Genomic DNA, 24,207 nt, shown 5'->3' on the forward strand with positions numbered 1-24,207 from the left:
GTCGCTAGTATCCCTCCCAAAGACTTGAATCACAGGGAGGGACTAAAGTGGCTGACCATAAAATCTCGCGTCGCACGCTGTTGACGGGTACCGCTGCGGCTGGCGCGCTCAGCCTCACCGGGCTGCCGGCTCGCGCCGAGGTGAATTGGAAGAAATATGCGGGCACCAAGCTGGAGGTCATCCTCGCCAAGGGCCCGCGCGGCGACAACTTACAGAAATACGTCAAGGAATTTACCGAGCTCACCGGCATCCAGGTCGAATCCGAGCAGATTCCCGAGCAGCAGCAGCGCCAGAAATGCGTCATCGAGCTGACCTCGGGCCGGCCGAGCTTCGACGTGGTACATGTCAGCTATCACGTGCAGAAGCGGCAGTTCGAGAAGGCCGGCTGGCTCGCCGATCTCACACCCTACATGAAGGATCCGACGCTGACCGCGCCCGATCTCGTCGAGAGCGATTTCTCGGCCGCCGGCCTGCAATACGCCAAGAACGACAAGGGCCAGATGCTGTCGCTGCCCTGGTCGGTCGATTATTTCATCCTCTATTACAACAAGGAGCTCTTCCAGAAGAAGGGCGTCGCCGTTCCCAAGACCCTCGACGAGATGGTCGCGGCCGCGGAAAAGCTCACCGACCCGAAGGAAGGCACCTACGGCTTCGTCGGGCGCGGCTTGCGCAACGCCAACATGACGTTGTGGACCAATTTCTTCCTCAACTATGGCGGCGAATTCCTCGATGCCAAGGGCAACATCCTGACCGACGGTCCTGAAGCGATCGCGGCAACAAAGCTCTATCAAACGCTGCTGACGAAAGTCGCGCCGCCCGGCGTTGCCGGCTTCAACTGGATGGAGTCGATGGCCTCGTTCACACAGGGACGTTCGGCGATGTGGATCGACGGCGTCGGCTGGGCGCCGCCGCTGGAAGATCCGGCCGCATCGCGTGTCGTCGGCAAGGTCGGCTACACTGTCGTGCCCGCCGGACCGAAGGGGCAGTATTCGGCCACTTATGGCGACGGCGTCGGCATTGCCGCGGCGAGCAAGAACAAGGAAGCTGCCTATCTGCTCTGCCAGTGGATCGTCTCCAAGCAGCAGGGCGCACGGCTGTTGCAGGCCGGCGGCGGCGTGCCGTTCCGCAACTCGATCCTGAACGATGCGGAGGTCCAGAGCGGCGTCAAGATGCCGAAGGAGTGGCTGCAGTCGGTGATCGATTCCGGCAAGATCAGCAAGCTCGGCCTGCCAGTTGTAATTCCGGTCGCCGAATTCCGCGACATCGTCGGCGCGGCGCTGACCGCGACATTATCAGGTGCCGATCCCGCAACCGAACTGAAGAAGGCCAACGATCAGTACCGGCCGATCCTGGAGCGTAGCGAAAAGGCGTGAGTGCGTTGACACAATCGACTCCGGTCGCGGCACAGTCTGATGCCGCGCTGGAGAAGGAATTGCGGCCGCCATCCTACTGGCCCTTTGTGGTGCCGGCGCTGGTGGTCGTGCTCGCCATCATCATCTTCCCGTGGGTCTTCACGATCTGGATGAGCCTGAACGAGTGGAAGGTCGGCTCGCCGACTACCTTCGTCGGGTTCTCCAACTATCTGCGGCTGACCAGCGATCCGCGCTTCATCGAGGCGATCGGACACACGCTGGTCTACACCGTGCTGTCGGTGCTGCTGCCGCTCGTGTTCGGGACATTCGCGGCCGTGGTGTTTCACCAGAAATTCGCCGGCCGCGGCTTCCTGCGCGGCATCTTCATCATGCCGATGATGGCGACGCCGGTCGCCATTGCGCTGGTCTGGACCATGATGTTCCACCCGCAGCTGGGTGTGCTGAACTACCTGCTGTCGCTGGTCGGCATCCCGGCGCAGCTCTGGGTATTTCATCCGGCAACGGTGATCCCCTCGCTGGTGCTGGTCGAGACCTGGCAATGGACGCCGCTGGTGATGCTGATCGTGCTCGGCGGCCTCGCCGCGATCCCCACCGAGCCCTATGAGAGCGCGCAGATCGACGGCGCCAATCTCTGGCAAGTGTTCCGCTTCATCACCCTGCCGCTGATCATGCCGTTTCTGTTCATCGCCGGAATGATCCGCATGATCGACGCGGTGAAGAGCTTTGACATCATTTTCGCGATCACGCAGGGCGGACCCGGCTCGGCGTCGGAAACCATCAACCTCTATCTCTACAGCGTCGCCTTCGTCTATTACGACCTCGGCTACGGCTCGGCGATCGCGGTCGTGTTCTTTCTGCTGATCGTGGCGCTCGCTGCGGTCATGCTTTACGCACGTCAGCGCATGCTGTGGACCGAAATCGCGAGCGACGCATGAGCATGCGACAGATCATGGGCAGGATCGGACTGTGGCTCGCGGTGTTCGTCATCGTGTCACCGGCGATCCTGTTTTTTCTTTGGATGGCCTCGCTGTCGCTCAAATTCGAGGTCGATAACGCCGCCTACCCGCCGGTGTTCTTCCCGGAGCACATCGCGTGGAAGAACTACGCCGATGTGCTGGGCTCCAACCGCTTCGTGACCTACTTCATCAACAGCCTGGTGGTGACCGGCAGCGCAACCCTGCTTGCCCTCGTGGTCGGCGTCCCCGCCGGCTACGGCATCGCGCGCATGGCGGCGCACAAATCCGCGATCGTGATCCTGATCGCCCGCATCACGCCCGGCCTGTCCTATCTGATTCCGCTGTTCCTGCTGTTCCAGTGGCTCGGATTGCTCGGCACGCTGGTGCCGCAGATCATCATTCATCTCGTGGTCACGGTGCCGATCGTGATCTGGATCATGATCGGCTATTTCGAGACGACGCCGATGGAGCTGGAGGAGGCCGCCCTCATCGACGGTGCGGGCCGCTGGCAGGTGTTCCGCCACGTTGCGCTGCCGATCGCCAAGCCCGGCATCGCGGTTGCCTTCATTCTCGCGGTGATCTTCTCCTGGAACAACTTTGTGTTCGGCATCGTGCTGGCGGGACGCGAGACCCGCACCCTGCCTGTCGCCGTCTACAACATGATCTCGTTCGACCAGCTGAGCTGGGGCCCGCTCGCCGCGGCCGCGCTGATCGTCACGCTTCCGGTGCTGCTGCTGACGGTTTTCGCGCAACGGCAGATCGTGGCCGGCCTCACCGCGGGGGCCGTGAAGGGCGGGTAATCACGCCGTTCTCAAGCCTCTCAGCGTGCGCTCCTGCGCCTAGTCGCTTGACGCGCCGAAACTCTACTTGGAGTTGACGCAAAGTCTTCACGCACATATGCTACAAATCGTAGCATTCCGCAGCGTGACGAAGGTCGCGCGTGCGCACAACCGCCAGCGAGACGCCAAATGTCAGCTCGCCCCCTGATCCCGCGCCGAAAACTGTTTGGTAACCCGACTTACGTCGGCGCCAAACTATCGCCGGATGGCCAATGGCTATCCTGGCTCGCGCCTGTCGACGGCGTTCTGAATGTCTGGGTGTCGCCGTTCGATCATATTGCCGCGGGACAGCCCGTGACGCGCACCAGAGGTAGACCCATCAATTGGCAGGATTGGAGCCCGGACGGGCGCTACATCATGTTTCTCAACGACGAGAACGGCGATGAGAATCTGCACCTGTTCGTCGTCGATCCCCAAAGTCTGGAACTCCGGGATCTCACACCATTCCCCAACGTCCGCGCGATGCCGACGCACTGGTCGCACATCGTTCCCGACAAGATTGCGGTCAGCCTCAACGATCGCGATCCTCGCTGGCACGATGTCTACGTGCTCGACCTCGCAACCGGCGAACGCACGCTCGTCTGGGAAAATCGTCAGGAATTCGTCTTCGTCTTACTCGACTGGCAATTGAACCCGCGCCATGCGCGCGGCAACGCGCCTGACGGAGGTTCGCGCCATTGGCGCCTCGAAGACGGCAAGGTCACACACTGGTTCGACGTTCCATTCGAGGCAAATATGAGCACTTGGCCATGGAGGTTTGATGCCGCGGGCAATCACCTGCACATGAACTCAAGCCTGCAGAACGACAAAGCTACGCTGCACCAGATCAACTGGGCGACCGGAGAAAACCGCGTCCTGTTCAAGAGCGACCGCGCCGACGTGACGGGCGCCATATTCAGTACCCGAACCTTTGAACCGGAAGCGGTTTGCATCGACCCCGGTCGGCAGGAATGGACGGCTCTGACACCGGCGGTCGCAAGTGAGCTCGAGCTGATCGAGGCGCAACTGCCGGGGCACACGTTTTTTGTCGAAAGCCAAAGTGACGATGACCGCCGATGGATCGTGGCGAGCCACGCGCCCGATCAACCCGTCACTTATCATCTCCTCGATCGCGACAAGCAGAGTCTTACCGAACTGTTCACGGCGCGCCCCGAACTCAAGCCATACCGGCTTGCGCCGATGCAGGCAGTGCAAGGCAAGTCGCGCGACGGACTCACGCTCGTCTCTTATCTGACGTTGCCGGCGGATATCGCGGGCGATCGTCCACCCCAGCCGCTGCCGATGGTCCTCGTCGTCCACGGCGGACCGTGGGGCCGCGATATCTACGGCTATCGCAGGGATCACCAGTGGCTGGCTGATCGGGGCTATGCCGTGCTTTCGGTCAACTATCGGGGCTCGACGGGCTTCGGCAAGGCGTTCGTTGCTGCCAGCGAGAAAGAGCACGCGCGAAAGATGCACGATGATCTCATCGACATGGTCGATTGGGCGATCGCCGAAGGTATCGCGCAAAAGGACAAGGTCGCGATCTTCGGCATATCCTATGGCGGCCTTGCCTCGTTCATCGGCGCGACCTTCACGCCGGAGGTGTTCTGTTGCTCGGTGCCGGTGGTCGGCATCTCCAATTTGCAAACGCTGCTCGAATCGATGCCGCCCTACTGGGCCGGCTTCGCTGAATTCATGTATCGCAGCTACGGCGATCCCCGCACCGAGGAAGGGCGCAAGCTGCTCGCCGAGCGCTCACCGATCAACAAGGTCGACAACATCAAGAAGCCGATGCTGATCTTTCATGGCGCCAACGACGTTCGCTGCAAGATCGCGGAGAGCGACACCATCGCCGCCGCCATGCAGGCCAGAGATATTCCGGTGACTTACATCGTCTATCCCGACGAGGGGCACGGATTCCAGAGACCGCCCAACCAGTTCTCCCACCTCGCCATTGCCGAAGCGTTCTTCGCGCGGCATCTGGGTGGAGCGTGTGAGCCTGTCGGCGAGGATTTTGAAGGGTCGAGCCACGAGGTTCGCGCCGGGGCCGACATCCTGGCCGACCTGGGTGTGGCCGAAAAAACGGCCGGGTGACTGGAGTCACCCGGCCGCAATCAATGCTGGCCGACGCCTACTCCGCCGGCGCGGCATGCATCTCCGGATGCGCGGCATAGTGCTCGCTGGTGCCGAGCTTGCTCGCTGCGAACAGGCCGGCGGCCATCACGGCATAGGCGAACGCCACCGCGGGCGTGACACCAAAGCCACCGCCGATGCCGACGGCTTCGCCGTGCATGAAGCCAAAGTAAGTCAGCACAGCGCCGACCAGCGCGAAGGCGGACGCCTTTTCAAAATCACGTTCAATGATGAATACGCCGATGGCACCGAGGATCAGGCCAGCTAGAATGGAGCCGCCACCCATCACCTCGAGCCCGTGATAGATCACGCCCTGCTGCGGCAGCGCCGCGATGGCAGCCGCCTTGACCGCGTCGGCCTTGTCGGCACCCATGCCGCCGACCGTTGCCGCCGCATTCATCGTCGAGCCCAGCATGGTATCGATCTGGAGCTTGGCCCAGGCAGCGAGATGCGGCGTGAAGGCCAACGCCACGGCGGGAGCGTGCTTCGCCGGCGTGGTCTGGAAGGCCTGAGCCGTCATCAGCATGCCGATGTAGAGCAGGATCGGCGAGATCGCGACGACGGGCACCAGCGCCAGCAGGACCGAGATAACGCCGAACCACGAGAGGACCACCACCATGATGCCGGTCGCGGCCGAGTAGCCGATGCGGCCGCCCATCGCCTTCCAGCCGGGATGACCGATGTAGACTGCGTTGATGAACGGATTGCCCATCAGGCAGCCGATCAGGCTGACGACACCGTCGGCGGTCAGCACCCCCGTGGTCGGATATTCGTCGCCGGCGGCTTCCGCGCTCTCGACGTTGTCCATGGCCTCGACCAGGTCATAGATGCCGAACGGAATGGCGGTGACCAGAATGACGCCGAGATATTCGAAGCCCGAGAAAACATAGTTCGCCGCCGGGATCGGCACCGAGAAGCCGAAATTGGCGAAGGCATCACCGACGCCCTTGATGCTCAATCCGCCGAGGCTGAGACCGAACAGGTTTGAGCCCCATGCGATGACCATGCCGGCCACGATCGCAACCAGACCGGCCGGAATGCTCTTCGGATATTTCACGCCGCCGAACCAGCTCACCAGGATGATGGCGAAGCAGACCAGACCGATCTGCGGCGTCACATACATCTCGAGCGCGGGACGCATCGCGATAAAGGTGAGCGAGACGCCTGCGAGCGTGCCAAGCAGCGCAGCGCGCGGGGTGATTTTTCGGATGAAGGGCGCGATGAAGCCGCCGATCATCAGGATGAAGCTCTGGAAGAACACCCAGACCAGGCCCGCCGACCAGCCCTTCAGGGGATCGCCGGTCTTGAGCGTCACCGGCAGCATGATCACGAAGGTGACGATGAACATGTGCGGCACGCTGACGCCAGACGGCAGCGCGCAGACATCGCTGCGGCCGGTCTTCTGCGCGAGCTTGTAGGCGAGGAAAGCATAGTAGAAAGTGGAGAGGCACATCATCAGCCCCAGCGCGGGCAGGATGCGGCCGAACACGAGACTGTCCGGCATCTTCAAAACGAAGCGCAGGAGGCCCGTGAGCACCAGCATGTTGACGAGGATGTTGGTGCCGAAGCCGAAAAACGCGTTCCAGTCGCCCGATGTCCAAAGTGCCGGCTTGAACTCGGACTTGCCGGCCGTCCCCGTCAATGTGCTCATGATCATACCCCTATGTGGTCGAAGTCTCCATCGCCTCCAGTACTGCGGCTGAGCTAGCGACCCAGCCGAAGATGCCGCCCTGGGCCTTGATCATCTTCAGGCCCATCTCGTGAAACTCGGGGAAGTAGGATGCGCAGCCGTCCGAAATGACGACGCAGCGATAGCCGCGATCATTGGCCTCGCGCACGGTGGTGTTGACGCACACTTCCGTCGTGACACCGCACACCAGGAGATTCTCGATGCCGTATTTCTCCAGCACGTCGGAGAGCTCGGTGGCGTAGAACGCGCCCTTGCCCGGCTTGTCGATCACGACCTCGCTATCAAGCGGGTAAAGCTCGGGGATGATGTCGTGGCCGGCTTCACCACGAATGAGGATGCGTCCCATCGGACCGGGATCGCCAATGCGCAGAGACGGCGCACCGCGCTCGACTTTTGCCGGCGGCGCGTCGGACAAATCGGGCAGATGCCCCTCGCGGGTGTGGACGACGAGCATGCCGGTGTCGCGCGCGGCCTTCAGCACCGCGCCGATCGGCTTCACCGCGCGGGCAAGCTGGCTGACGTCATTGCCGAGCGTCTCGCCGAAGCCCCCGGGCTCCATGAAGTCGCGCTGCATGTCGATGATGACGAGCGCGGTCGACGATAAGTCTAGCTTGATCGGCTCTGGCTCGGCGCTAATGACGCCCAGTGTCGGCTTGGTTGAGTTCAACATGACGCAGGCCCCCGCGAGAACTCTCTTTGCGAGGAGTTCTGCAAGCGCCGTGCCATTGTGTACAATAGCGGGGACGGACGGGGCGCGAAGGAATTCGCTGTGCAGTCAGAAGCTTACATCAGAAGCCGAGCGTTGCTTATTCCCTGTGCGACGGCTTTGCGACGTGCATTTGCTCAAAGGATGAGCGGCCTCCATCGTCATTCCGGAGCGACGCGCAAGCGTCGAACCCGGAATCCATCGAGCAGCAAAACATGAGGCGAAATGGATTCCGGGCTCGCGCTACGCGCGCCCCGGAATGACGAGGGTGATGTTACCGGCCCGCCCCGTACAGCTGCCGATACTCCCCCTCATACGACGCGTAAGAGTCCTTCAGCGTCGCCATGTTGAGCAGCATGGTCGCGACAATCGCACCCGCCTTGTCGAACACGCGCGTCTTCACCCAAGCGCTCTCGGTGCGGCGGCTGCCTGAGAGCATGACGACCTCGCGCTCGACTTCGTATTCCTCGTCAACGAAGAGCGGGCCCTTCACCAGACGGATCTCCTGATCGGCGAACAGGCCGACAGCGGGTCCCTTCGCCGGCAACGGATCGTCCTTGGCGCGGTACTGAAACAGCACGCTCAGCATCTCCATCGGGATGATCGGCTTGCCCCAAGGATTCTCGCCGCTCGAATAATAGGGCGAGTTCTCGGTGATGACTGCGAGCTTCTGCCGCAGAGAGAATGGATAGAGGTCACCCATATTCTGGTCGAACGCCATCCGGACTGTTTGCCGCTTGCTGGTCTGGGCAACCTTCACGTCGCGCAGGATCACAGGGTCAGTGAGCGGCTTGAGCTCGGTCAGGCGGGTCTCGAGCGCGGTCGCGACCCGCGCGTCGCCGACCGAGGCGGTGCCACGCAGCACCTCGGTGCCGTCACGCTTCACCATCTGGATCTGGCATTGGCTCGTGCCGGGCAACGGCTTCGACAGGATCGCCTGCACGTCTTCGCCTTCGAAACAGGCGTTGCGATAATGCGCGGAGAGACAGCCGCTCTCGAACCACGCCTGTCCCCACAGCCGGGCACCGAGCGGCGCGAACTGGCTGAAATGCGTGGGACCCTCGATGGTGCCGCCCTTGAAGCCGAGCTTCTGCGCGGTCGCATCGTCGTGGATGGACGCATGCGCATCGTAAACCTGCGCGTGCAGCATCTGGCGTGGCTGACGCCACGGGCCAATCAATGCCTCGGCGGTCTCGGCGATCTCGGTCTTGAACGCGCTTGCAGTCATGCTCGCAGTCATGGGCTCCTCCACAGGCAGCCATGACTAGCAGGCCCGCCACGGATGCGGCCAGCGATATTGACTTCGGTGCTCCATGCTTTTGACTGCCGACACCCGCTTCGCAAGTCGCCTCTCTTTCCGCGGCGCAAAATTCCCACCCAATGCGACGACAAGGACTTCTGAAATGACGCTGATGCAGGTCGAGCTGGACGACAAATACCGGCTCGAATCGAAGCGGATCTTCCTGTCCGGCACCCAGGCCCTGGTTCGCTTGCCCATGTTGCAGCGCGAACGCGACCGGCTGCAGGGGCTCAACACCGGCGGCTTCATCTCGGGCTATCGCGGTTCCCCGCTCGGCATGTACGACCACGCGTTGTGGCGCGCGAAGTCGCACCTCCAGCAGCACGACATCGCCTTCGTCCCCGGCCTGAACGAGGATCTCGCCGCAACCGCCGTCTGGGGCAGCCAGCAGGTCGGCCTGTTTCCGGGTGCCAAGGTCGATGGCGTGTTCGGCATCTGGTACGGCAAGGGCCCCGGCGTCGATCGTTCGGTCGATGCGCTCAAACATGCAAACGCAGCCGGCACCTCGCGCAATGGCGGCGTGCTGGCGCTCGCCGGCGACGACCATGGCTGCCAGTCCTCGACGCTGGCGCATCAGAGCGAGCAGGTGTTCGCGGCGGCGCTGATCCCGGTGATCAACCCCGCCACGCTGCAGGATTATCTGGACCTCGGCCTCTACGGTCTTGCGCTGTCGCGCTTCTCCGGCTGCTGGGTCGGCTTCAAGGCGATCAGCGAGACTGTGGAAAGCTCGGCCTCGATCTTCAGCGATCCTGAGCGAATCCAGATCAAGCTGCCCGATGATTTCGAGATGCCGCCCGGCGGCCTCAGCATCCGCTGGCCCGACCCACCGCTGGATGCCGAGCGGCGCTTGTTCGGCCCGAAGATGGCCGCGGTGCAGGCCTTCGCCCGCGCCAACCAGCTCGACCGCATCGTGCTCGATTCCAAGCCGGCCCGGCTCGGCATCGTCGCGACGGGCAAGGCCTATCTCGATTTGCGCCAGGCGCTCGCCGACTTGGGCATCACCGACAAGGACGCGCGGGATCTGGGCCTACGCATCTACAAGGTCGCGCTGACCTGGCCTCTCGAGGAAAGCGGCGCGAAGCGTTTTGCCGAAGGTCTTCAGGACGTGCTTGTCGTCGAGGAGAAGCGCGGCTTCATCGAAGACCAGCTGATGCGCATCCTCTACAATATCGATGCGTCCCGGCGCCCGACCGTCACCGGCAAGCGCGACGAAAGCGGCGCGCCGCTGCTGCCGAGCGAGGGTGAGCTGACGCCGACCATCGTCGCAGGCGCGCTGGTGGCGCGCCTGCGCAAGCTCGGGCATCACAGCCCGGTGCTGGAGCAGCGCCTCGCCCGCCTCGAGGCTTTCGACAATCCCGTCACCACAACGACGCAGATCAAGCTCGCGCGCACGCCGTTCTTTTGTTCAGGCTGCCCGCACAATTCCTCGACGCGCGTGCCGGAGGGAAGCCGCGCGATGGCCGGCATCGGCTGCCACGGCATGGCCCTGAGCATGCCGACCCGGCGCACCGACCTGATCTCGCATATGGGCGCCGAGGGCGTGAACTGGATCGGCCAGTCGCCCTTCACCACCGAGAAGCATATCTTCCAGAATCTCGGCGACGGCACCTATACACATTCGGGCTTGCTGGCGTTGCGCGCGGCCTCGGCCGCCGGTATCAACATCACCTACAAGATCCTCTACAACGACGCCGTGGCGATGACCGGTGGCCAGCCGGCCGAAGGCGCCTTCAACGTCGCGCAGATCGCGCACCAGGTCTGGGCCGAGGGCGTCAAGCGGCTCGCGATCGTCTCGGACGATCCGACCAAATATCCGCAAGGAAATTATTTCCCGCAGGGCGCGACCATCCATCACCGTCGCGAACTGGACGCCGTGCAGCGCGAGCTGCGCGACATCAACGGCCTGACGGTCGTGATCTACGACCAGACTTGCGCTGCCGAAAAGCGCCGCCGTCGCAAGCGCGGGCTCTATCCCGATCCCGCCAAGCGCGCCTTCATCAACGAGCTCGTCTGCGAAGGTTGCGGCGATTGCTCGCAGGCCTCCAACTGCGTCTCGGTGCAGCCGCTGGAGACCGAGTTCGGCCGCAAGCGCCAGATCGATCAGTCCAACTGCAACAAGGACTATTCCTGCGTCGAGGGATTCTGCCCGAGTTTTGTGACCGTGCATGGCGGTTCGCTGAAGCGGATGAAGACCTCGGCGGTGGATTCCGGCCAGCTTTTCGCCGATCTGCCGCTGCCGCCGGCGCGTGAGCTCGATAGCCCCTACAACATCCTCGTCACCGGCATCGGCGGCACCGGCGTCATCACCATCGGCGCGTTGCTCGGCATGGCCGCCCATGTCGACGGCCGCGGCTGCTCGGCGCTCGATTTCACCGGCCTGTCGCAGAAGAACGGCGCTGTGATGAGCCATGTCCGCATCGCACCGAAGCCGGAAGACATTTCGGCCGTTCGCATCACCACCGGCGGCGCAGACGTCATCCTCGGCTGCGACATGATCGTCTCGGCCGGCCCCACTGCGCTCAGCCGCGCCGAACGCGGCGTTACCAAGGCCTACATCAACGCCGACCTGCAGCCGACCGCGAGCTTCGTGCAAAATCCCGACATCGATTTCGAGATGGGTACGATGCAGACCGTGCTGCGCGACGCCATCGGCGAAAAGAATCTCGATATCATCGACGCCACAGGCATTGCCTCGGCGCTGATGGGCGACAGCATCGCGACCAATCCCTTCATGCTCGGCTTCGCCTTTCAGAAGGGTGCGATCCCGCTGTCGCTGGAGGCACTGCTCCGCGCCATCGAGATCAACGGCGCCGCGATCGAGATGAACAAGCTCGCCTTCACCTGGGGACGGCTGGCCGCGCACGATATGTCGCGGGTGCGCAGCGTGCTCCAGTTCAAGAGCCGCACATCCGCGCCGACCAAGTCGCTCGACGACATCATCGCGACGCGCGCGGAGTTTTTGACTGCATATCAGGACAAGGCCTATGCCGATCGCTACCTCACGGCGGTTGCCAAGGTGCGCAAAGCGGAAAGCGCTGCCTCGCCCGCGTCCACAGAGCTGACCGAGGCGATCGCCAAAAACCTGTTCAAGCTGATGTCCTACAAGGACGAGTACGAGGTCGCCCGTCTCTATACCGACGGCAGCTTTGCCAAGAAGGTGTCGGAGAAGTTCGACGGCGACTTCACGCTGAAATACCATCTGGCCCCGCCGATCTTTGCAAAGCGCGACAGGACGACGGGACGGCTCCAGAAGCAGGAGTTCGGCGGCTGGATGATCCACGCCTTCCGCGTGCTGGCCAAGCTGAAGTTTTTGCGCGGCGGCGCGTTCGATCTTTTCGGCCGCACCGAGGAGCGGCGGATGGAGCGAAAGCTGGTTGCGGATTATCTTGACATGATCGATCAGCGGATGACGGGGCTGAAGGCGGAGCAGATCCCGCTGCTGACGCGTCTGGCCCGTGTGCCGGAGAGCATCCGTGGCTTCGGACATGTGAAGGAAGCCAACATCAAGCTCGCGGCGGCCGAGAGGGCTCGGCTGGAGGCTGAGTTGGAGAACAGCCGATTTGCAGCGGCCGCGGAGTAAGTGGATGCGCCTTTCAGACGGCCGCCTTCGCGGCACTCGGAGCAACTGCCGCCCCCTCCGCCAGATGCCGCCCCGCGATATACCCGAACGTCAGCGCCGGCCCGAGCGCGATCCCCGGCCCCGGACAATTCCCGTTCATGATCGCGCCCATGTCGTTGCCGCAGGCATAAAGCCCCGCAATCGGTGTACCGTCCTGGCGGAGCACGCGCGCCTGCGCATCGACCTTCAAGCCGATCGCGGTGCCAAGGTCCGCCGCATAGATCCGCATCGCGAAGAACGGTGCTTCGACAATCGGTGCGACGCAAGGATTGGGCTTATGAGCTGCATCGCCGAGGTGGCGCTGGTAGATGGTGCTGCCGCGGCCGAATTCGGAATCGCGGCCCTCCTTCGCATCTGAATTATAGCCTGCGATCGTCGCCGTGAGCACGGACGGCTTGATACCGATCTTCGCCGCGAGCTGCACGATGTCGGACGCCTCGATCAGCTCGCCACTCGCCACGTAGCGGCGCACGTTGCGCGTGAACGGCTTGATCCGGCCCAACCCATAGCTCCACAGGAACGGGCGATCACAGACCAGATAAAACGGCCGGTCCGGCTCGTCCTTGCCGTCGCGCAGCATAGCCAGCACGAACTCATGGTACGACAGCGCCTCGTTGACGAAGCGGCGGCCCGTGGCGTTGACGGCGATGACACCGGGCTTGGCTCGGTCGGTCACAGTGTGCGCAAACACGCCGCGGCTACCATCGGCGCGGTGGAACAGCGAGGCCGGCACCCAGTAGGCAGGGCTCGTCGCGTCCGCATTGAGAGCAGCGCCGCCCGCGATCGCAAGGCGAAGCCCATCGCCCGTGCCGGCCGTGTTGGTCGCCGAGACCAATCCGGCCGCAGCCGGAAAGAAACGCTTGCGCAAGGTCGCATCGTGAGAAAAGCCACCGGTCGCGAGCACCACTCCGCGTCGCGCCGTAATCGAACGGTCGCGTGCGCCATGGCGAATGACCACGCCGGTGACGCGGTCCCCTTGCATCAATAAATCCTCGACATCGGCGCTGAGGAGGATCTCGACCTGCCGTACCAGAAGCGAAGCGTAGAGCCGTGCGGCGAGCGCATTGCCGAGATGCAGCGTCGTGCCGCGCGGGCTGCGCAACCGCTGCAGCGCATATTCGGAAACGAGCCGCGTCGCGCGTATTGTCGAACGCAGCGATTTTCCGATCCGGCGCAGATGCGGGATGTCGAGACGATTGACCATCATCCCGCCGAACAGCGTGAACTCCGGCAGCGGCGCGCGCAATCGCGCGAAATGCGCGCCCAGCCGGGTGCCGTCGAACGCAACCGGCTCCAGCACGCGCCCGCCTGATGTCGCACCGAGCCGCTCCGGATAATGATCTGGACAGGCTTTCACCGGCTGGAGACGAACTTCGGTGTTGGCTTCGAGATAGGCAACCGCTTCTGGCCCGCGCGTGAGAAAGGCCGCACGCAAGCCCGCATTGGCAGGCTCAGGCACCGTGCTCGACAGATATCGGACAGCATCCGTGATGCTGTCCGAAAGCCCCGCCTCTTTCATCTTGGCATTCGCGGGAATCCAGACCAGGCCGCCGGACCACGCCGTGGTGCCGCCGACAAAGGCGGTCTTCTCGATCACCAGCACGCGCAGGCCTTCGGCGGCGGCCACAGCGGCCGCCGCCATGCCGCCGGCACCGGCGCCGATGACAATGACGTCGTAGGTCTCATGCGCCGGCATCATGCGGCAGGGGTCCCGAGGCGAGGCATGACACCGTCATACCCCGCCTGCCGTCCCGCAGCTAGCGCTGCGGCTTCCGCTCGATCGGATCGATATCGAAGGCTCTCAGCTGGCCACGCCGCAGCACGTCCATGGCTAGCCTGCGGCCGATCCGGTCGCGGTCGAGCACGCGGATGAGATCATCGACGCCGTTGATGTCGACGCCGTCCAGCCTGATCACGACGTCGCCGGGCAGCAAGCCTGCCTTAGCCGCCGGACTGTCCTGCTCGATCTGCATCAGCAGCGCGCCCATCTTGTTCTCGACGCCGGCCAGCACCGCATGCCGCCGCGGGACCGGCGCGGTCTGTCCGGCGACGCCGATGAAGGCGCGGCGGACGTAGCCGTGGCGAATAATCTCCGACAGCACGAACTGCGCGGTGTTGCTGGCGACCGCGAAACATATCCCTTGCGCGCCGTTGATGATGGCGGTGTTGATGCCGATCACCTCCGCATTCGACGACAACAGCGGCCCACCGGAATTGCCGGGATTGAGCGCCGCATCGGTCTGGATCACGTCCTCGATGGTGCGGCCGCTGACCGAGCGGATCGAACGGCCAAGCGCCGAGACCACGCCGGCGGTCACCGTCGATTCAAAGCCGAGCGGATTGCCGATCGCGATCACGAGCTGGCCGCGCCGCAGCGTCTTGGAATTGCCGAGCGCGGCATAGGGCAGATCGCGCACACCATTTGCGCGCAACAACGCGAGGTCGGTGTCGGGATCGACACCGAGCACACGGGCATCGCCGACATGGCCTTCGACGTCCCGCAACCGGATCTCCTTGGAGGAGCCGACCACGTGGCTGTTGGTGAGGACGAGCCCATCCGGCGAGATCACGATGCCGGAGCCAAGCCCGCCGCGCTCGCGGCCGTTCGGCGCTTTCGGCCCAGTCTCGACGCGCACGACGGCAGGACCGACACGGTCCGTCACGTCGATCACGGCATTGGAATAGGCGTCCAGCAGAGCCCGGTCATCGACCGGGGCACATTCTGTCGTTCGCGATGACGAGGCGTCATCGACGACGTCCGAAGTGAAATCCAGCATGGTAAGAGTCCTTGAGGCTCACACAGATGGTGGCCTGTTTCGCAAGGCGCAAGGTGTCTGCCCGGGGCGCAAGGGCTGGACTGCCCAGATGGCTAGGGCGCGACTAGGGCGCCCGCCGCAGCCTGCCGCCCCTTGCCTTGACCGGGTCGAGCAGCGACCAGTCGCCGTCCGGGAGCATATAGCCCTTGGGGAATGGCGCGCGCAGCTCCAGTCCGAGCGAGCGCAGCACGCGGTCATCGCGGTAGTAGCATTGCAGCACGACCCGAACGAGCGTTGCCGCCGCCGCGCCGCCGTTCTTGCGAAACTCCTGCGCCACCGCATCGCGCCTGTCGGCATCGAGCTCAGCGAGCGGTGCTCCTGCCAGGTCTGCGAGATGGTCCAGCGCCGCCGCCACCAATTTGGCGTCGCGGCCGAGCGTCGCAAGGATATCGGCCTGGATCGCGGGATCGTCGGCGCCGGGAACTTTGTATTCGTCGCTGGCGGGTACGATCATCGCCGCAATGGTGCGGAGGTTGTTGCTTTGAGAGCGCGTGAGCGAATTGTCAGCGGACATGACGGCCTCAGTCGAACAAATTGGCGAGGCGCTGCTTCATCTGATCGGCGATGTAGAGCGCGAGGGCCTGGATGGTAGAGGTCGGATTCACACCGCCCGAGGTGACGAAGACGCTACCATCGACGATGAAGAGGTTCTTCACATCGTGCGTGCGGCCCCATTCATTGACGACGGAGCGCTTGGGATCAGTGCCCATGCGCGCGGTGCCGAGCAGATGCCAGCCGCCCCAGGGGATCGGCGAGTTGACACAGATGTCGGTCGCGCCCGCCATTTCCAGAACCTCGCGGCCGCGGGCGAGTGCATGGTCCATCATCTTCCGGCTGTTCTCGGAGATCGTGTAGTCGATCTTCGGCGCGGGAATGCCGTGGCTGTCCTTCAGCACGGGATCAAGCGTGACCTGGTTGTGCTCCTCCGGCAGATCCTCGCAGATCGCGGAGAAACCGAGCCGATGCCCGTTGAGCTTGCGGAACACGCGGTGATGATCGGCGCCCCATGGCAGAATACCCTTCTGCTCGCTGACCACAGCCTCGAACACCGGCCCTGCCCCGCGCACGAATTGAACGCCATAGCCGCGCACGAAGCCGCGTGAGAGGTCAGTATCGTACCACTCCTTGCTCCACAGGCAGGTCGGCGGCGCGCGGTTCGAGTCAGTTGGCTCTTTCACATAGCCGTAGATCTGCGCATAGGGATGGAACATCAAATTCTTGCCGACGAGGCCCGATGAGTTGGCAAGGCCGTTCGGGAAGCGGTCGGATTTCGAATTGAGCAGCAACCGCGGTGTGCCAACGCCGTTGCAGGCGATGATGACGACATGCGCGGGCTGGAACTGCTCGACGCCGTCCTTGTCGTAATAGACTACGCCCGAGGCCATGCCGTTATCGTCGGTGGTGATCTCGCGCACCCGGCAATGCGTCCGCAGCTCGACGCCGGCGCGGACCGCATGCGGCCAATAGGTGATATCGGTCGAGGACTTCGCGCCTTGGGCGCAGGCCGGCGTGCAATGGCCGAGATTGATGCAGCGTGCACGGCCCTCATAGTCCAAGGTCGCAACCGTCGTGTCCGACGGCCACCAGTGCCAGCCGAGCTTGTTCATGGCCTTGCCGATGATGGCGCCGGACAATCCCATCGGCTGTTGCGGCATCGGCGGATGCGTCAGCGGCGAGAGCGGATCGCCTGACAGGCCGGACGTGCCCATCATACGGTCATTCTCTTCGAAGAATGGCGTCAGTGCGTCATAGTCGATCGGCCAGTCATCGGCGACGCCGTCGAGCGTCTTCACCTTGAAATCGGAGGGATGCAGCCGCGGCCAATGCGCGGTGTACATCACCGTCGAGCCGCCGACCGCATTATAGTTCACGACCTTGATCGGCGAATTGTCGTCGTTAACAGGATAGTCCTCGGGCCGGCCGCGAACGTTGGGTCTCGATGACCACTCGCCGAAGAACTTGGCCTCCCAGTCGCGGCCCGTGCTCGGGTATTCCGCCGGGTTCATCCAGCCGCCCTGCTCGAGGCAGAGGATGTGCATCTTGGTCTCGGCCAGCGACCACGCCACCGCCGCGCCAGATGCGCCGGCGCCGATGATCAGGACGTCCACGGGGTCTTTCGTCAAAACGTTGTCCTCCTGCCCTCGCCGCTTCCCGGGCGATTCGGCCTTGCTGGCTCGATCTACATCCGGAACGATAGGGGCAGACCGACCGGCGAGTAAAGGCTGGCGGGCGAATGTCGCACTTCGCACAGCGCAGACCATTGGTCTCGCGACGTCCGGATGCTAGGAACGAGGGGCAAGAGCAATCGATAGCGAGACGTGATGTCCTCCAGGAATTTATTTGCCGCCGCCCGCGCTGTCGCGCTTGTTTTGTTTCTCGCTCTGTCCGGATTTGGGGGGACCTGCAGCCCCGCCGCCGCGCTGACCGCGGCTGCGACGGTCCGGGATGCCAATTCGATCCAGCTTGGCGACGTCACCTACCGGCTCGACGGCGTCGACGCGCCTGAGCTCGACCAGGTCTGCATCGACGACCACGCCGATCCCTGGACTTGCGGCATCGACGCCCGCGACCAGCTCACCAAGCTGATCGGCGGCAAGCAGGTGCGCTGCGAAGATGTCGGTCCCGAGAAGAACTTCGGCAAGCGGCATCGCGCGATCTGCACCGTCGAGGGCGATAAGGTCACGCTGAACGAGCAACTGGTGAGGCTCGGCTTTGCCATCGCGCGCGAGCCCCTCAAGGCCAACGTCAAGCCGGCGGCCGCCGAGGCCAAGACGGCGTCATCAGGCATCTGGAAGGGCTGCTTTGTTGCACCGCAAGAATTCCGTACCGGCAAGAAGGACGGCCAGCTTCTTGGCGCAGCCTGCCGCGCCGACCGCGACAAGGAGATTCGCGCCGTGCTGTTTCCGGAGGAGCTGACCGCGCCGCCGAGCTGCGCCATCAAGGGCAAGCTCGCGGTGCGCGCGCGCGTCACCGGCAATATCGGCATCTATCATCTGCGAGGCTGTCCGAGCTATGCCGCCACCACCAAGCCGGATCGGTGGTTCTGCTCGGAGGACGACGCGCAGGCCTCGGGCTTCCGCAAGGCCTATAATTGCCGTCGGCCAAAGTGAACATTTGGTTCACGCAGCCGTGAGTGGTAGCCCGAGACAGTAATGATCCGGAATTGAACTGAAACGGGAGTTGCTGCACCTATATGTGTACGCAAGCGCTTTGCGCGGGCGTTTCCGTGGCAGACGATCCTCATCGGATTGTCCCTGCTCGGGCGTTTCCTCCCTAGACTTGGGCCGCTTGTCACACACAAGCGGCTCTTCTTTTTTGTGCCGCGCTAGCTGTGCATGCGAATGAACTGATCCATCGGCGGCATGTTCTGGTTGAGATGCGCCATGATCCAGACGGTGCCACCGACCACCAGGAAAACCACCAGCAGGCCGAAGGCCAGCGCCAGCACATTGTTGGTGTTGTCAGGCCCCGTGGTGATGTGCAGGAAGAACACCAGATGCACGCCCATCTGCGCGATCGCCAGCACGATCAGCGCGACGGGGATCGACGGCTGCCAGACCAGATTGGTGCCGGCGATGAAGAACGAGGTGGCCGTAAGCAGCAGCGCGAGGCCAAGGCCGACCACGTAGCCGAGGATCCGTTCACCGACGGTATGTTGCTCTTCCTCACCCGGCGCGAGGTCGTGCGGGGTCGACACGTGCGTCTCGTCGCTCATACGCCACCTCCAAGCAGATAAACGACGGAAAAGACTCCAACCCAGATGATGTCGAGCGCGTGCCAGAACAGCGCAAAGCAGTACATCCGCCGCATGATGTCGGCGCGAAAGCCCTTGGCGAAGACCTGGGCCATCATGGTGAGGAGCCACAAGACGCCGGCCGAGACATGCAGGCCGTGGCATCCGACCAGCGAGAAGAACGACGTCAGGAACGCGCTGCGCGAGGGGCCGTAGCCGCGCGCAACGAGATCGGCGAATTCGCGGAACTCGATGGCGAGGAAGATCAGACCGAGCGCGCAGGTCACGGCCATGCCGAGGTAGAACCAGAACCGGTTGCGCTCGTCGGCCGCAATGCTCGCCATGCCGCAGGTGAAGCTGGACAGCAGCAGGCAGACCGTCTCGATCGCGACATTCCGCTGCTCGAAAATCTCGGAGCCCTTGGGGCCGCCTGCGGTCTGGTCGACCAGCACCGCATAGGCCGCGAAGAAGCAGGAGAACATCACGATGTCGGAGATCAGGAAAATCCAGAAACCGTAAGCGGTCACGATGCGTTTCGACGCGGGCCCGGTGTGCTCGACGACGAGCCCGATCTGATGAGGATCGGCATGGGCGCGGCCGGCTGTCGCGGTCATCGACATCAGGCCACCCCCGCCATGCTGACGAGGCTGCGCCGTTCCTCAAGATTGACACGGTCGATCGCCGCGACCTCCGCGGCCGGGATGACGTATTCGTCGTGGTCACGCCAGGCGAACACGACGAAGGTCGCGAACGCGCCAATGGCGCCCAGGATCACCATCCACCAGATATGCCAGATCAGCGCAAAGCCCATGACGGCGGCAAAGAAGGCACAGACAAAGCCGGTCGGCGAATTCCGGGGCATCTCGATGTCATGATATTCGGGCACCGCATGCTCGAGCGCCTGCTTCCGGGCATGGACCTTCATGTCCCAATAGGCATCCTCGCCACTTACGTCGGGATGGAAAGCAAAGTTGAACACCGGCGGCGGCGACGACGTCGCCCATTCCAGCGAACGGCCGTCCCAAGGATCGCCGGTGCGGTCTCGCAGAGCCTCGCGATTACGGATGCTCACCACGAGCTGCATGATCTGGCAGATGACGCCGATCGACAGCACGGCCATCCCGATCGCCGCCACGATCATCCACGGCCGCCACTCGGCAACATCATAGTGCTGCAGACGCCGCGTCATGCCGAGCATGCCGGCGACGTAGAGTGGCACGAAAGTGATGTAGAAGCCCGTGAAGGTGAACCAGAAGGCGAGCTTGCCCCAGCGCTCGTCGAGGCGGAAACCGAACGCCTTTGGGAACCAGTATTCGAAGCCGGCGAAAGCGCCGAACAGCACGCCGCCGATGATCACATTGTGGAAGTGCGCCACCAGGAACATGCTGTTGTGGAGCATGAAATCCGCGGGCGGCACCGCGACCAGCACGCCGGTCAAGCCGCCGATGATGAAGGTGACCATGAACCCGACCGCCCACAGCATCGGCGTCGCGAAGCGGATCCGGCCGCCATACATCGTGAACAGCCAATTGTAGATCTTCACCCCCGTCGGCACCGCGATGATCATGCTGGCGATGCCGAAGATGGCGTTGACATCGGGCCCCGCGCCCATCGTGAAGAAATGGTGCAGCCAGACCATGAAGGAGATGACGCAAATCGCCATGGTGGCCAGCACCATGGAACGGTAGCCGAACAACGCCTTGCCGGAGAAGGTCGAGACCACCTCCGAGAAGATGCCGAATGCCGGCAGCACCAGAATATAGACCTCGGGATGCCCCCAGGCCCAGATCAGGTTCATGAACATCATGACGTTGCCGCCGGCTTCATTGGTGAAGAAGTGGAAGCCGAGATAGCGATCGAGCAACAGCATCGCGAGGGTCGCGGTGAGGATCGGAAAGGCCGCGACGATCAGCAGGTTCGACGCCAGCGTGGTCCAGCAGAACATCGGCATGCGCAGATAGTTCATGCCCTTGGTGCGCAGCTTCAGCACGGTCGTAACAAGGTTGATGCCGGCGACCAGCGTGCCGACACCGGAGATTTGCAGGGACCACGCATAATAATCGACGCCGACCCCAGGCGAATAAGACAGCTCCGACAGCGGTGGAAAGGCGAGCCAGCCGGTGCGGGCGAACTCGCCGACCACCAGCGAGAGATTGACCAGCAGCGCGCCGGTCGCGGTGAGCCAGAAGCCGACCGAATTCAGCGTCGGAAAGGCGACGTCGCGCACGCCGAGCTGCAACGGCACGACCAAATTCATCAGCCCGATCACGAACGGCATCGCCACGAAGAAGATCATGATGGTGCCGTGGGCCGAAAAGATCTGGTTGTAATGTTCCGGCGGCAGATAGCCCTGCGACTGATAGGCGATCGCCTGCTGGATCCGCATCATGATGGCGTCGCTACCGCCGCGCAGCAGCATCACCGAGGCCAGCAGGATGTACATCACGCCAATGCGCTTGTGGTCGACGCTGGTGATCCATTCGTGCCAAAGATAGGGCAGATGCCCCTTCACGACGACCCAGGTCAGCACAGCGAGAATTCCGACCAGCACTACGCCGCCGGCGATCAAGGGAATCGGCTGGCCGAACGGGATCGCCGACCAATCGAGCTTACCGAGCATCATGGCCTCCACTGTGCGGCCGGCTGGCGTCGGACATCAGATCTGGGCCGGGACCCGGCGGAATGTGCCGGGTCGCGATCAGATCGAACAGGCGGGGATCATCGAGGCGGAAGGTCAATCTGCCCTTCTCGATGCCCTGTTGCATCAGCTTCTTGTAGCTCTCTTCGTTGAGCACGGCGCCAGTCTTCGCCGTGCTCGCCACCCAATCCGGAAATGAGAGCGGTGAGATCACAACGACGTCGAACAGCATGTCGGGAAATCCGTCGCCGGAGAAATGCGCCGACATGCCCTGAAGCTTGCCTTCGTTGTCGGCGCGCAGGTTCAGCTTCGTGACCATGCCGTTCATGGTGTAGATCATGCTGCCGAGTTGCGGGATGAAGAACGTGTTCATCACGCTCGACGATGTCAGCTGGAAGTTCAGCTCGGCTCCGGCCGGCACGGTCAGCGTGTTGACGGTCGCGATGCGCTGGTCCGGATAGATAAACAGCCATTTCCAGTCGAGCGACACGGCCTGAATCCTCACCGGGCTTCCGGTACCCGGCACGGGCGCTGCGGGATCGAGCTGGTGCGCGCCGATCCAGGCTACGCCGCCAAGCAGGATCACCGTCAGCGCGGGGATCGACCACACCACGATCTCGATCCGCCCGGAATGGACGAAGGTGGGCTGGAAGTGCGCCCTCGGATTGGAGGCGCGAAACCAGTAGGCAAACGCCAGGATCGCGACAATGGTCGGGACCACGATCGCGAGCATGATGAAGACGGAATCGACCAGGATGGTGCTGTTGGCAGCAGCCACCGGCCCTTGTGGATCGAGCAGGTTCATCGGCAAGCCACTAGCGATTGGGAGACCCCGCCGGAAAGCGTAACGCGAAAGATGCTCCTGCCGCAAACGCGGTTGCGTGAAGACGGTTCCGAACACTCGCCGCTCAACCGGCACCCCATCCCGCCCGGCGGCATGCAATTCCATGCGATGTCAATGACATCCACGCGCAACGGCCGGCCTTCTCACCTCCGCGCTCCATTGCTAGTTTGCACGAAAATATCGGGATGAAACGACATGCAGGGCCCTGAGGACGATGCCGGCCTCGCCGGCAAGGTTGCGCTGATCAGCGGCGGCGGCGCCGCGGGCGATGGCATCGGCAACGGCCGCGCTGCAGCAATTTTGCTCGCCCGCGCGGGAGCCAAAGTGCTGGTCGCCGATCGCGACCTCAAGCTCGCCGAACGCACCGTCGAGATGATCGCGGCCGAAGGCGGCACGGCTGCGGCACATGGCGGCGATGTCACCAGCGAGACCGATTGCAAGACGCTGGTCGAAGCCGCACTCGATCGCTGGGGCCGGCTCGACTTCCTCGACAACAATGTCGGCATCGGCAGCCGTGGTAGCGTGGTCGACGAGGCGCCCGAGCAATATCGCCGCGTCATGCAGGTCAATGTCGAGACCATGTTCCTGCTGTCGAAGCACGCGATCCCCGCCATGATCAAGACCGCGAGGGGCGGCGCGATCGTCAACATCTCCTCGATCTCGGCGCTGCGGCCGCGTGGGCTCACGAGCTACACGACCTCGAAGGCCGCGATCATCGGCCTGACGCGCGCGATGGCGGTCGATCACGGCCGCGACAATATCCGCGTCAACTGCATCTGCCCGGGACCGATGTACACGCCGATGGTCTATGCCCGCGGCATGAGCGAGCAGGCACGCGCCCAGCGCGCCAACGCGTCCGTGCTGAAGACCGAAGGCACCGGCTGGGACGTCGGCCATGCCGTCAAATTCCTGCTCAGCAACTTTGCCCGCTACATCACCGGCCAGGTGCTGGTGGTCGACGGCGGCGTGACACTGCAAGCTCCCGAACGCGAGTCGCAAGAACATTAGAGGAAACACGAAAAATGGCCCGCCTGCCCTATCTCGAGGCCGACCAGGTCGCGCCCGAATATCGCGACATGCTCAAGCGCAACACCAATCTGCACAAGCTGCTGGTCAACTCGCCCGAGATGGCGCGCGCCTTCAACGGCATCGGCAGCTATATCCGCTTCAAGAGCAAGCTCGATCCGCGCCTCCGCGAGCTCGCCATCCTCCAGGTCGGCTGGATGGAGCGGTCGGAATACGAATTCACCCATCACGTGAAGATCGGCAAGGAATTCGGCGTCACCGACGAAGACATTGCCGGCCTGATGGCGGAGACCGAGGGAAAACCGTCGAAGCTGGAGCCGCTCGCCAAGGCCATCCTGAAGGGCGCCCGTGAGATGGTGCGCGAGCTCGCGATGTCGGAGGTGACCTTCGCCGAGATCAAGACACATCTCTCCGACGAGCACATGGTCGACCTTGTGCTGACCATCGCCTTCTATTGCGGTGTCGTGCGTGTACTCGCCACCATGAAGATCGACAATGAGCCCACTTACAAAGAGGTACTCCAGCAGTACCCTATCCCGGGAGTGAAGTGAC

At 63.3% G+C, this 24,207-nt stretch carries 19 protein-coding genes; 8 read left to right on the plus strand and 11 right to left on the minus strand.

Annotated elements, in window-relative coordinates:
- The first annotated feature begins 47 nt into the window (after window positions 1-47).
- The 4 genes from M2427_RS06675 (at window position 48) to M2427_RS06690 (ending at window position 5,244) form a co-directional block, all read left to right on the plus strand.
- Window positions 48-1,373: an extracellular solute-binding protein gene (locus M2427_RS06675; protein ID WP_280705414.1), complete on the plus strand. Its 1,326-nt coding sequence runs from the start codon at window positions 48-50 to the stop codon at window positions 1,371-1,373.
- On the plus strand, window positions 1,370-2,308 hold the full coding sequence (locus tag M2427_RS06680) for a sugar ABC transporter permease (protein WP_280705415.1): 939 nt from the start codon (window positions 1,370-1,372) through the stop codon (window positions 2,306-2,308). The genes M2427_RS06675 and M2427_RS06680 overlap by 4 nt, the downstream gene beginning before the upstream one ends.
- Window positions 2,305-3,129: a carbohydrate ABC transporter permease gene (locus M2427_RS06685; protein ID WP_280705416.1), complete on the plus strand. Its 825-nt coding sequence runs from the start codon at window positions 2,305-2,307 to the stop codon at window positions 3,127-3,129. The genes M2427_RS06680 and M2427_RS06685 overlap by 4 nt, the downstream gene beginning before the upstream one ends.
- 168 nt (window positions 3,130-3,297) lie before the next feature.
- Complete coding sequence (locus M2427_RS06690) at window positions 3,298-5,244, plus strand: S9 family peptidase (RefSeq protein ID WP_280705417.1); 1,947 nt, start codon at window positions 3,298-3,300, stop codon at window positions 5,242-5,244.
- Window positions 5,245-5,281: 37 nt separating this feature from the next.
- Here the strand turns inward: M2427_RS06690 and M2427_RS06695 are convergent, their stop codons facing one another.
- The 3 genes from M2427_RS06695 to M2427_RS06705 all read right to left on the minus strand — a co-directional run bounded on the left by M2427_RS06695 (window position 5,282) and on the right by M2427_RS06705 (window position 8,907).
- Window positions 5,282-6,934, minus strand: a complete 1,653-nt coding sequence (locus tag M2427_RS06695; RefSeq protein WP_280705418.1) for a regulator — start codon at window positions 6,932-6,934, stop codon at window positions 5,282-5,284.
- A 10-nt stretch (window positions 6,935-6,944) separates the two neighbouring features.
- Window positions 6,945-7,643, minus strand: a complete 699-nt coding sequence (locus M2427_RS06700) for an isochorismatase family cysteine hydrolase (protein WP_280705419.1) — start codon at window positions 7,641-7,643, stop codon at window positions 6,945-6,947.
- A 310-nt stretch (window positions 7,644-7,953) separates the two neighbouring features.
- Window positions 7,954-8,907 (minus strand): hypothetical protein, encoded by a 954-nt coding sequence (locus tag M2427_RS06705; protein WP_280705607.1) that lies wholly within the window; start codon window positions 8,905-8,907, stop codon window positions 7,954-7,956.
- A gap of 175 nt (window positions 8,908-9,082) precedes the next feature.
- On the opposite strand from M2427_RS06705, the gene M2427_RS06710 reads away from it, so the two are divergent.
- Window positions 9,083-12,559 (plus strand): indolepyruvate ferredoxin oxidoreductase family protein, encoded by a 3,477-nt coding sequence (locus tag M2427_RS06710; protein WP_280705420.1) that lies wholly within the window; start codon window positions 9,083-9,085, stop codon window positions 12,557-12,559.
- 13 nt (window positions 12,560-12,572) lie between these two features.
- Here the strand turns inward: M2427_RS06710 and M2427_RS06715 are convergent, their stop codons facing one another.
- The 4 genes from M2427_RS06715 to M2427_RS06730 form a co-directional block, all read right to left on the minus strand.
- On the minus strand, window positions 12,573-14,297 hold the full coding sequence (locus M2427_RS06715; RefSeq protein WP_280705421.1) for an FAD-dependent oxidoreductase: 1,725 nt from the start codon (window positions 14,295-14,297) through the stop codon (window positions 12,573-12,575).
- A 58-nt stretch (window positions 14,298-14,355) separates the two neighbouring features.
- The gene (locus tag M2427_RS06720) at window positions 14,356-15,375 is read right to left on the minus strand and encodes a trypsin-like peptidase domain-containing protein (RefSeq protein ID WP_280705422.1); all 1,020 of its coding nucleotides are present in this window, start codon (window positions 15,373-15,375) and stop codon (window positions 14,356-14,358) included.
- A 103-nt stretch (window positions 15,376-15,478) separates the two neighbouring features.
- Window positions 15,479-15,928 (minus strand): hypothetical protein, encoded by a 450-nt coding sequence (locus M2427_RS06725; protein ID WP_280705423.1) that lies wholly within the window; start codon window positions 15,926-15,928, stop codon window positions 15,479-15,481.
- Between the two features lie 7 nt (window positions 15,929-15,935).
- A complete protein-coding gene (locus M2427_RS06730) occupies window positions 15,936-17,537 on the minus strand; it encodes a GMC family oxidoreductase (RefSeq protein WP_280705424.1) in 1,602 nt (533 codons plus the stop codon).
- Between the two features lie 198 nt (window positions 17,538-17,735).
- Here M2427_RS06730 and M2427_RS06735 point away from each other — a divergent pair, with 198 nt between their 5' ends.
- On the plus strand, window positions 17,736-18,524 hold the full coding sequence (locus tag M2427_RS06735; protein ID WP_280705426.1) for a thermonuclease family protein: 789 nt from the start codon (window positions 17,736-17,738) through the stop codon (window positions 18,522-18,524).
- A 215-nt stretch (window positions 18,525-18,739) separates the two neighbouring features.
- Here M2427_RS06735 and cyoD read toward each other — a convergent pair whose 3' ends face one another.
- From cyoD to M2427_RS06755, 4 genes are read right to left on the minus strand one after another with little or no spacing between them, the layout of a single operon-like run.
- Window positions 18,740-19,129 (minus strand): cytochrome o ubiquinol oxidase subunit IV, encoded by a 390-nt coding sequence (gene cyoD / locus M2427_RS06740; protein WP_280705428.1) that lies wholly within the window; start codon window positions 19,127-19,129, stop codon window positions 18,740-18,742.
- Entirely contained in the window at window positions 19,126-19,767 is a 642-nt protein-coding gene (locus tag M2427_RS06745; protein WP_280705430.1) for a cytochrome (ubi)quinol oxidase subunit III, read from the minus strand. Before M2427_RS06745 ends, cyoD begins: the two co-directional genes overlap by 4 nt.
- Window positions 19,767-21,767: a cytochrome o ubiquinol oxidase subunit I gene (gene cyoB, locus M2427_RS06750; protein WP_280705431.1), complete on the minus strand. Its 2,001-nt coding sequence runs from the start codon at window positions 21,765-21,767 to the stop codon at window positions 19,767-19,769. Before cyoB ends, M2427_RS06745 begins: the two co-directional genes overlap by 1 nt.
- Window positions 21,757-22,590 carry a cytochrome ubiquinol oxidase subunit II gene (locus M2427_RS06755; protein ID WP_280705432.1) on the minus strand — a complete coding sequence of 278 codons (834 nt, stop codon included), beginning with the start codon at window positions 22,588-22,590 and terminating at the stop codon, window positions 21,757-21,759. Before M2427_RS06755 ends, cyoB begins: the two co-directional genes overlap by 11 nt.
- A 234-nt stretch (window positions 22,591-22,824) precedes the next feature.
- On the opposite strand from M2427_RS06755, the gene M2427_RS06760 reads away from it, so the two are divergent.
- Together M2427_RS06760 and M2427_RS06765 are read left to right on the plus strand one after the other, a co-directional pair.
- Complete coding sequence (locus tag M2427_RS06760) at window positions 22,825-23,637, plus strand: SDR family oxidoreductase (RefSeq protein WP_280705433.1); 813 nt, start codon at window positions 22,825-22,827, stop codon at window positions 23,635-23,637.
- A 14-nt stretch (window positions 23,638-23,651) separates the two neighbouring features.
- On the plus strand, window positions 23,652-24,206 hold the full coding sequence (locus M2427_RS06765; protein ID WP_280705434.1) for a carboxymuconolactone decarboxylase family protein: 555 nt from the start codon (window positions 23,652-23,654) through the stop codon (window positions 24,204-24,206).
- The last annotated feature ends 1 nt before the right edge of the window (window position 24,207 follow it).

The organism is Bradyrhizobium sp. BR13661, from assembly GCF_029892425.1.
In the GTDB taxonomy this organism is placed as follows: Bacteria; Pseudomonadota; Alphaproteobacteria; order Rhizobiales; family Xanthobacteraceae; genus Bradyrhizobium.

What these genes read in the sequence shown, in the direction of transcription:
- M2427_RS06685 (WP_280705416.1), top strand. Translation starts at nt 2,305, where the DNA reads ATGAGCATGCGACAGATCATGGGCAGGATCGGACTGTGGCTCGCGGTG.
- M2427_RS06690 (WP_280705417.1), top strand. Translation starts at nt 3,298, where the DNA reads ATGTCAGCTCGCCCCCTGATCCCGCGCCGAAAACTGTTTGGTAACCCG.
- M2427_RS06695 (WP_280705418.1), bottom strand. Translation starts at nt 6,934, where the DNA reads ATGAGCACATTGACGGGGACGGCCGGCAAGTCCGAGTTCAAGCCGGCA.
- M2427_RS06700 (WP_280705419.1), bottom strand. Translation starts at nt 7,643, where the DNA reads ATGTTGAACTCAACCAAGCCGACACTGGGCGTCATTAGCGCCGAGCCA.
- M2427_RS06705 (WP_280705607.1), bottom strand. Translation starts at nt 8,907, where the DNA reads ATGACTGCAAGCGCGTTCAAGACCGAGATCGCCGAGACCGCCGAGGCA.
- M2427_RS06710 (WP_280705420.1), top strand. Translation starts at nt 9,083, where the DNA reads ATGACGCTGATGCAGGTCGAGCTGGACGACAAATACCGGCTCGAATCG.
- M2427_RS06715 (WP_280705421.1), bottom strand. Translation starts at nt 14,297, where the DNA reads ATGATGCCGGCGCATGAGACCTACGACGTCATTGTCATCGGCGCCGGT.
- M2427_RS06720 (WP_280705422.1), bottom strand. Translation starts at nt 15,375, where the DNA reads ATGCTGGATTTCACTTCGGACGTCGTCGATGACGCCTCGTCATCGCGA.
- M2427_RS06725 (WP_280705423.1), bottom strand. Translation starts at nt 15,928, where the DNA reads ATGTCCGCTGACAATTCGCTCACGCGCTCTCAAAGCAACAACCTCCGC.
- M2427_RS06735 (WP_280705426.1), top strand. Translation starts at nt 17,736, where the DNA reads ATGTCCTCCAGGAATTTATTTGCCGCCGCCCGCGCTGTCGCGCTTGTT.
- cyoD (WP_280705428.1), bottom strand. Translation starts at nt 19,129, where the DNA reads ATGAGCGACGAGACGCACGTGTCGACCCCGCACGACCTCGCGCCGGGT.
- M2427_RS06745 (WP_280705430.1), bottom strand. Translation starts at nt 19,767, where the DNA reads ATGTCGATGACCGCGACAGCCGGCCGCGCCCATGCCGATCCTCATCAG.
- cyoB (WP_280705431.1), bottom strand. Translation starts at nt 21,767, where the DNA reads ATGCTCGGTAAGCTCGATTGGTCGGCGATCCCGTTCGGCCAGCCGATT.
- M2427_RS06755 (WP_280705432.1), bottom strand. Translation starts at nt 22,590, where the DNA reads ATGAACCTGCTCGATCCACAAGGGCCGGTGGCTGCTGCCAACAGCACC.
- M2427_RS06760 (WP_280705433.1), top strand. Translation starts at nt 22,825, where the DNA reads ATGCAGGGCCCTGAGGACGATGCCGGCCTCGCCGGCAAGGTTGCGCTG.
- M2427_RS06765 (WP_280705434.1), top strand. Translation starts at nt 23,652, where the DNA reads ATGGCCCGCCTGCCCTATCTCGAGGCCGACCAGGTCGCGCCCGAATAT.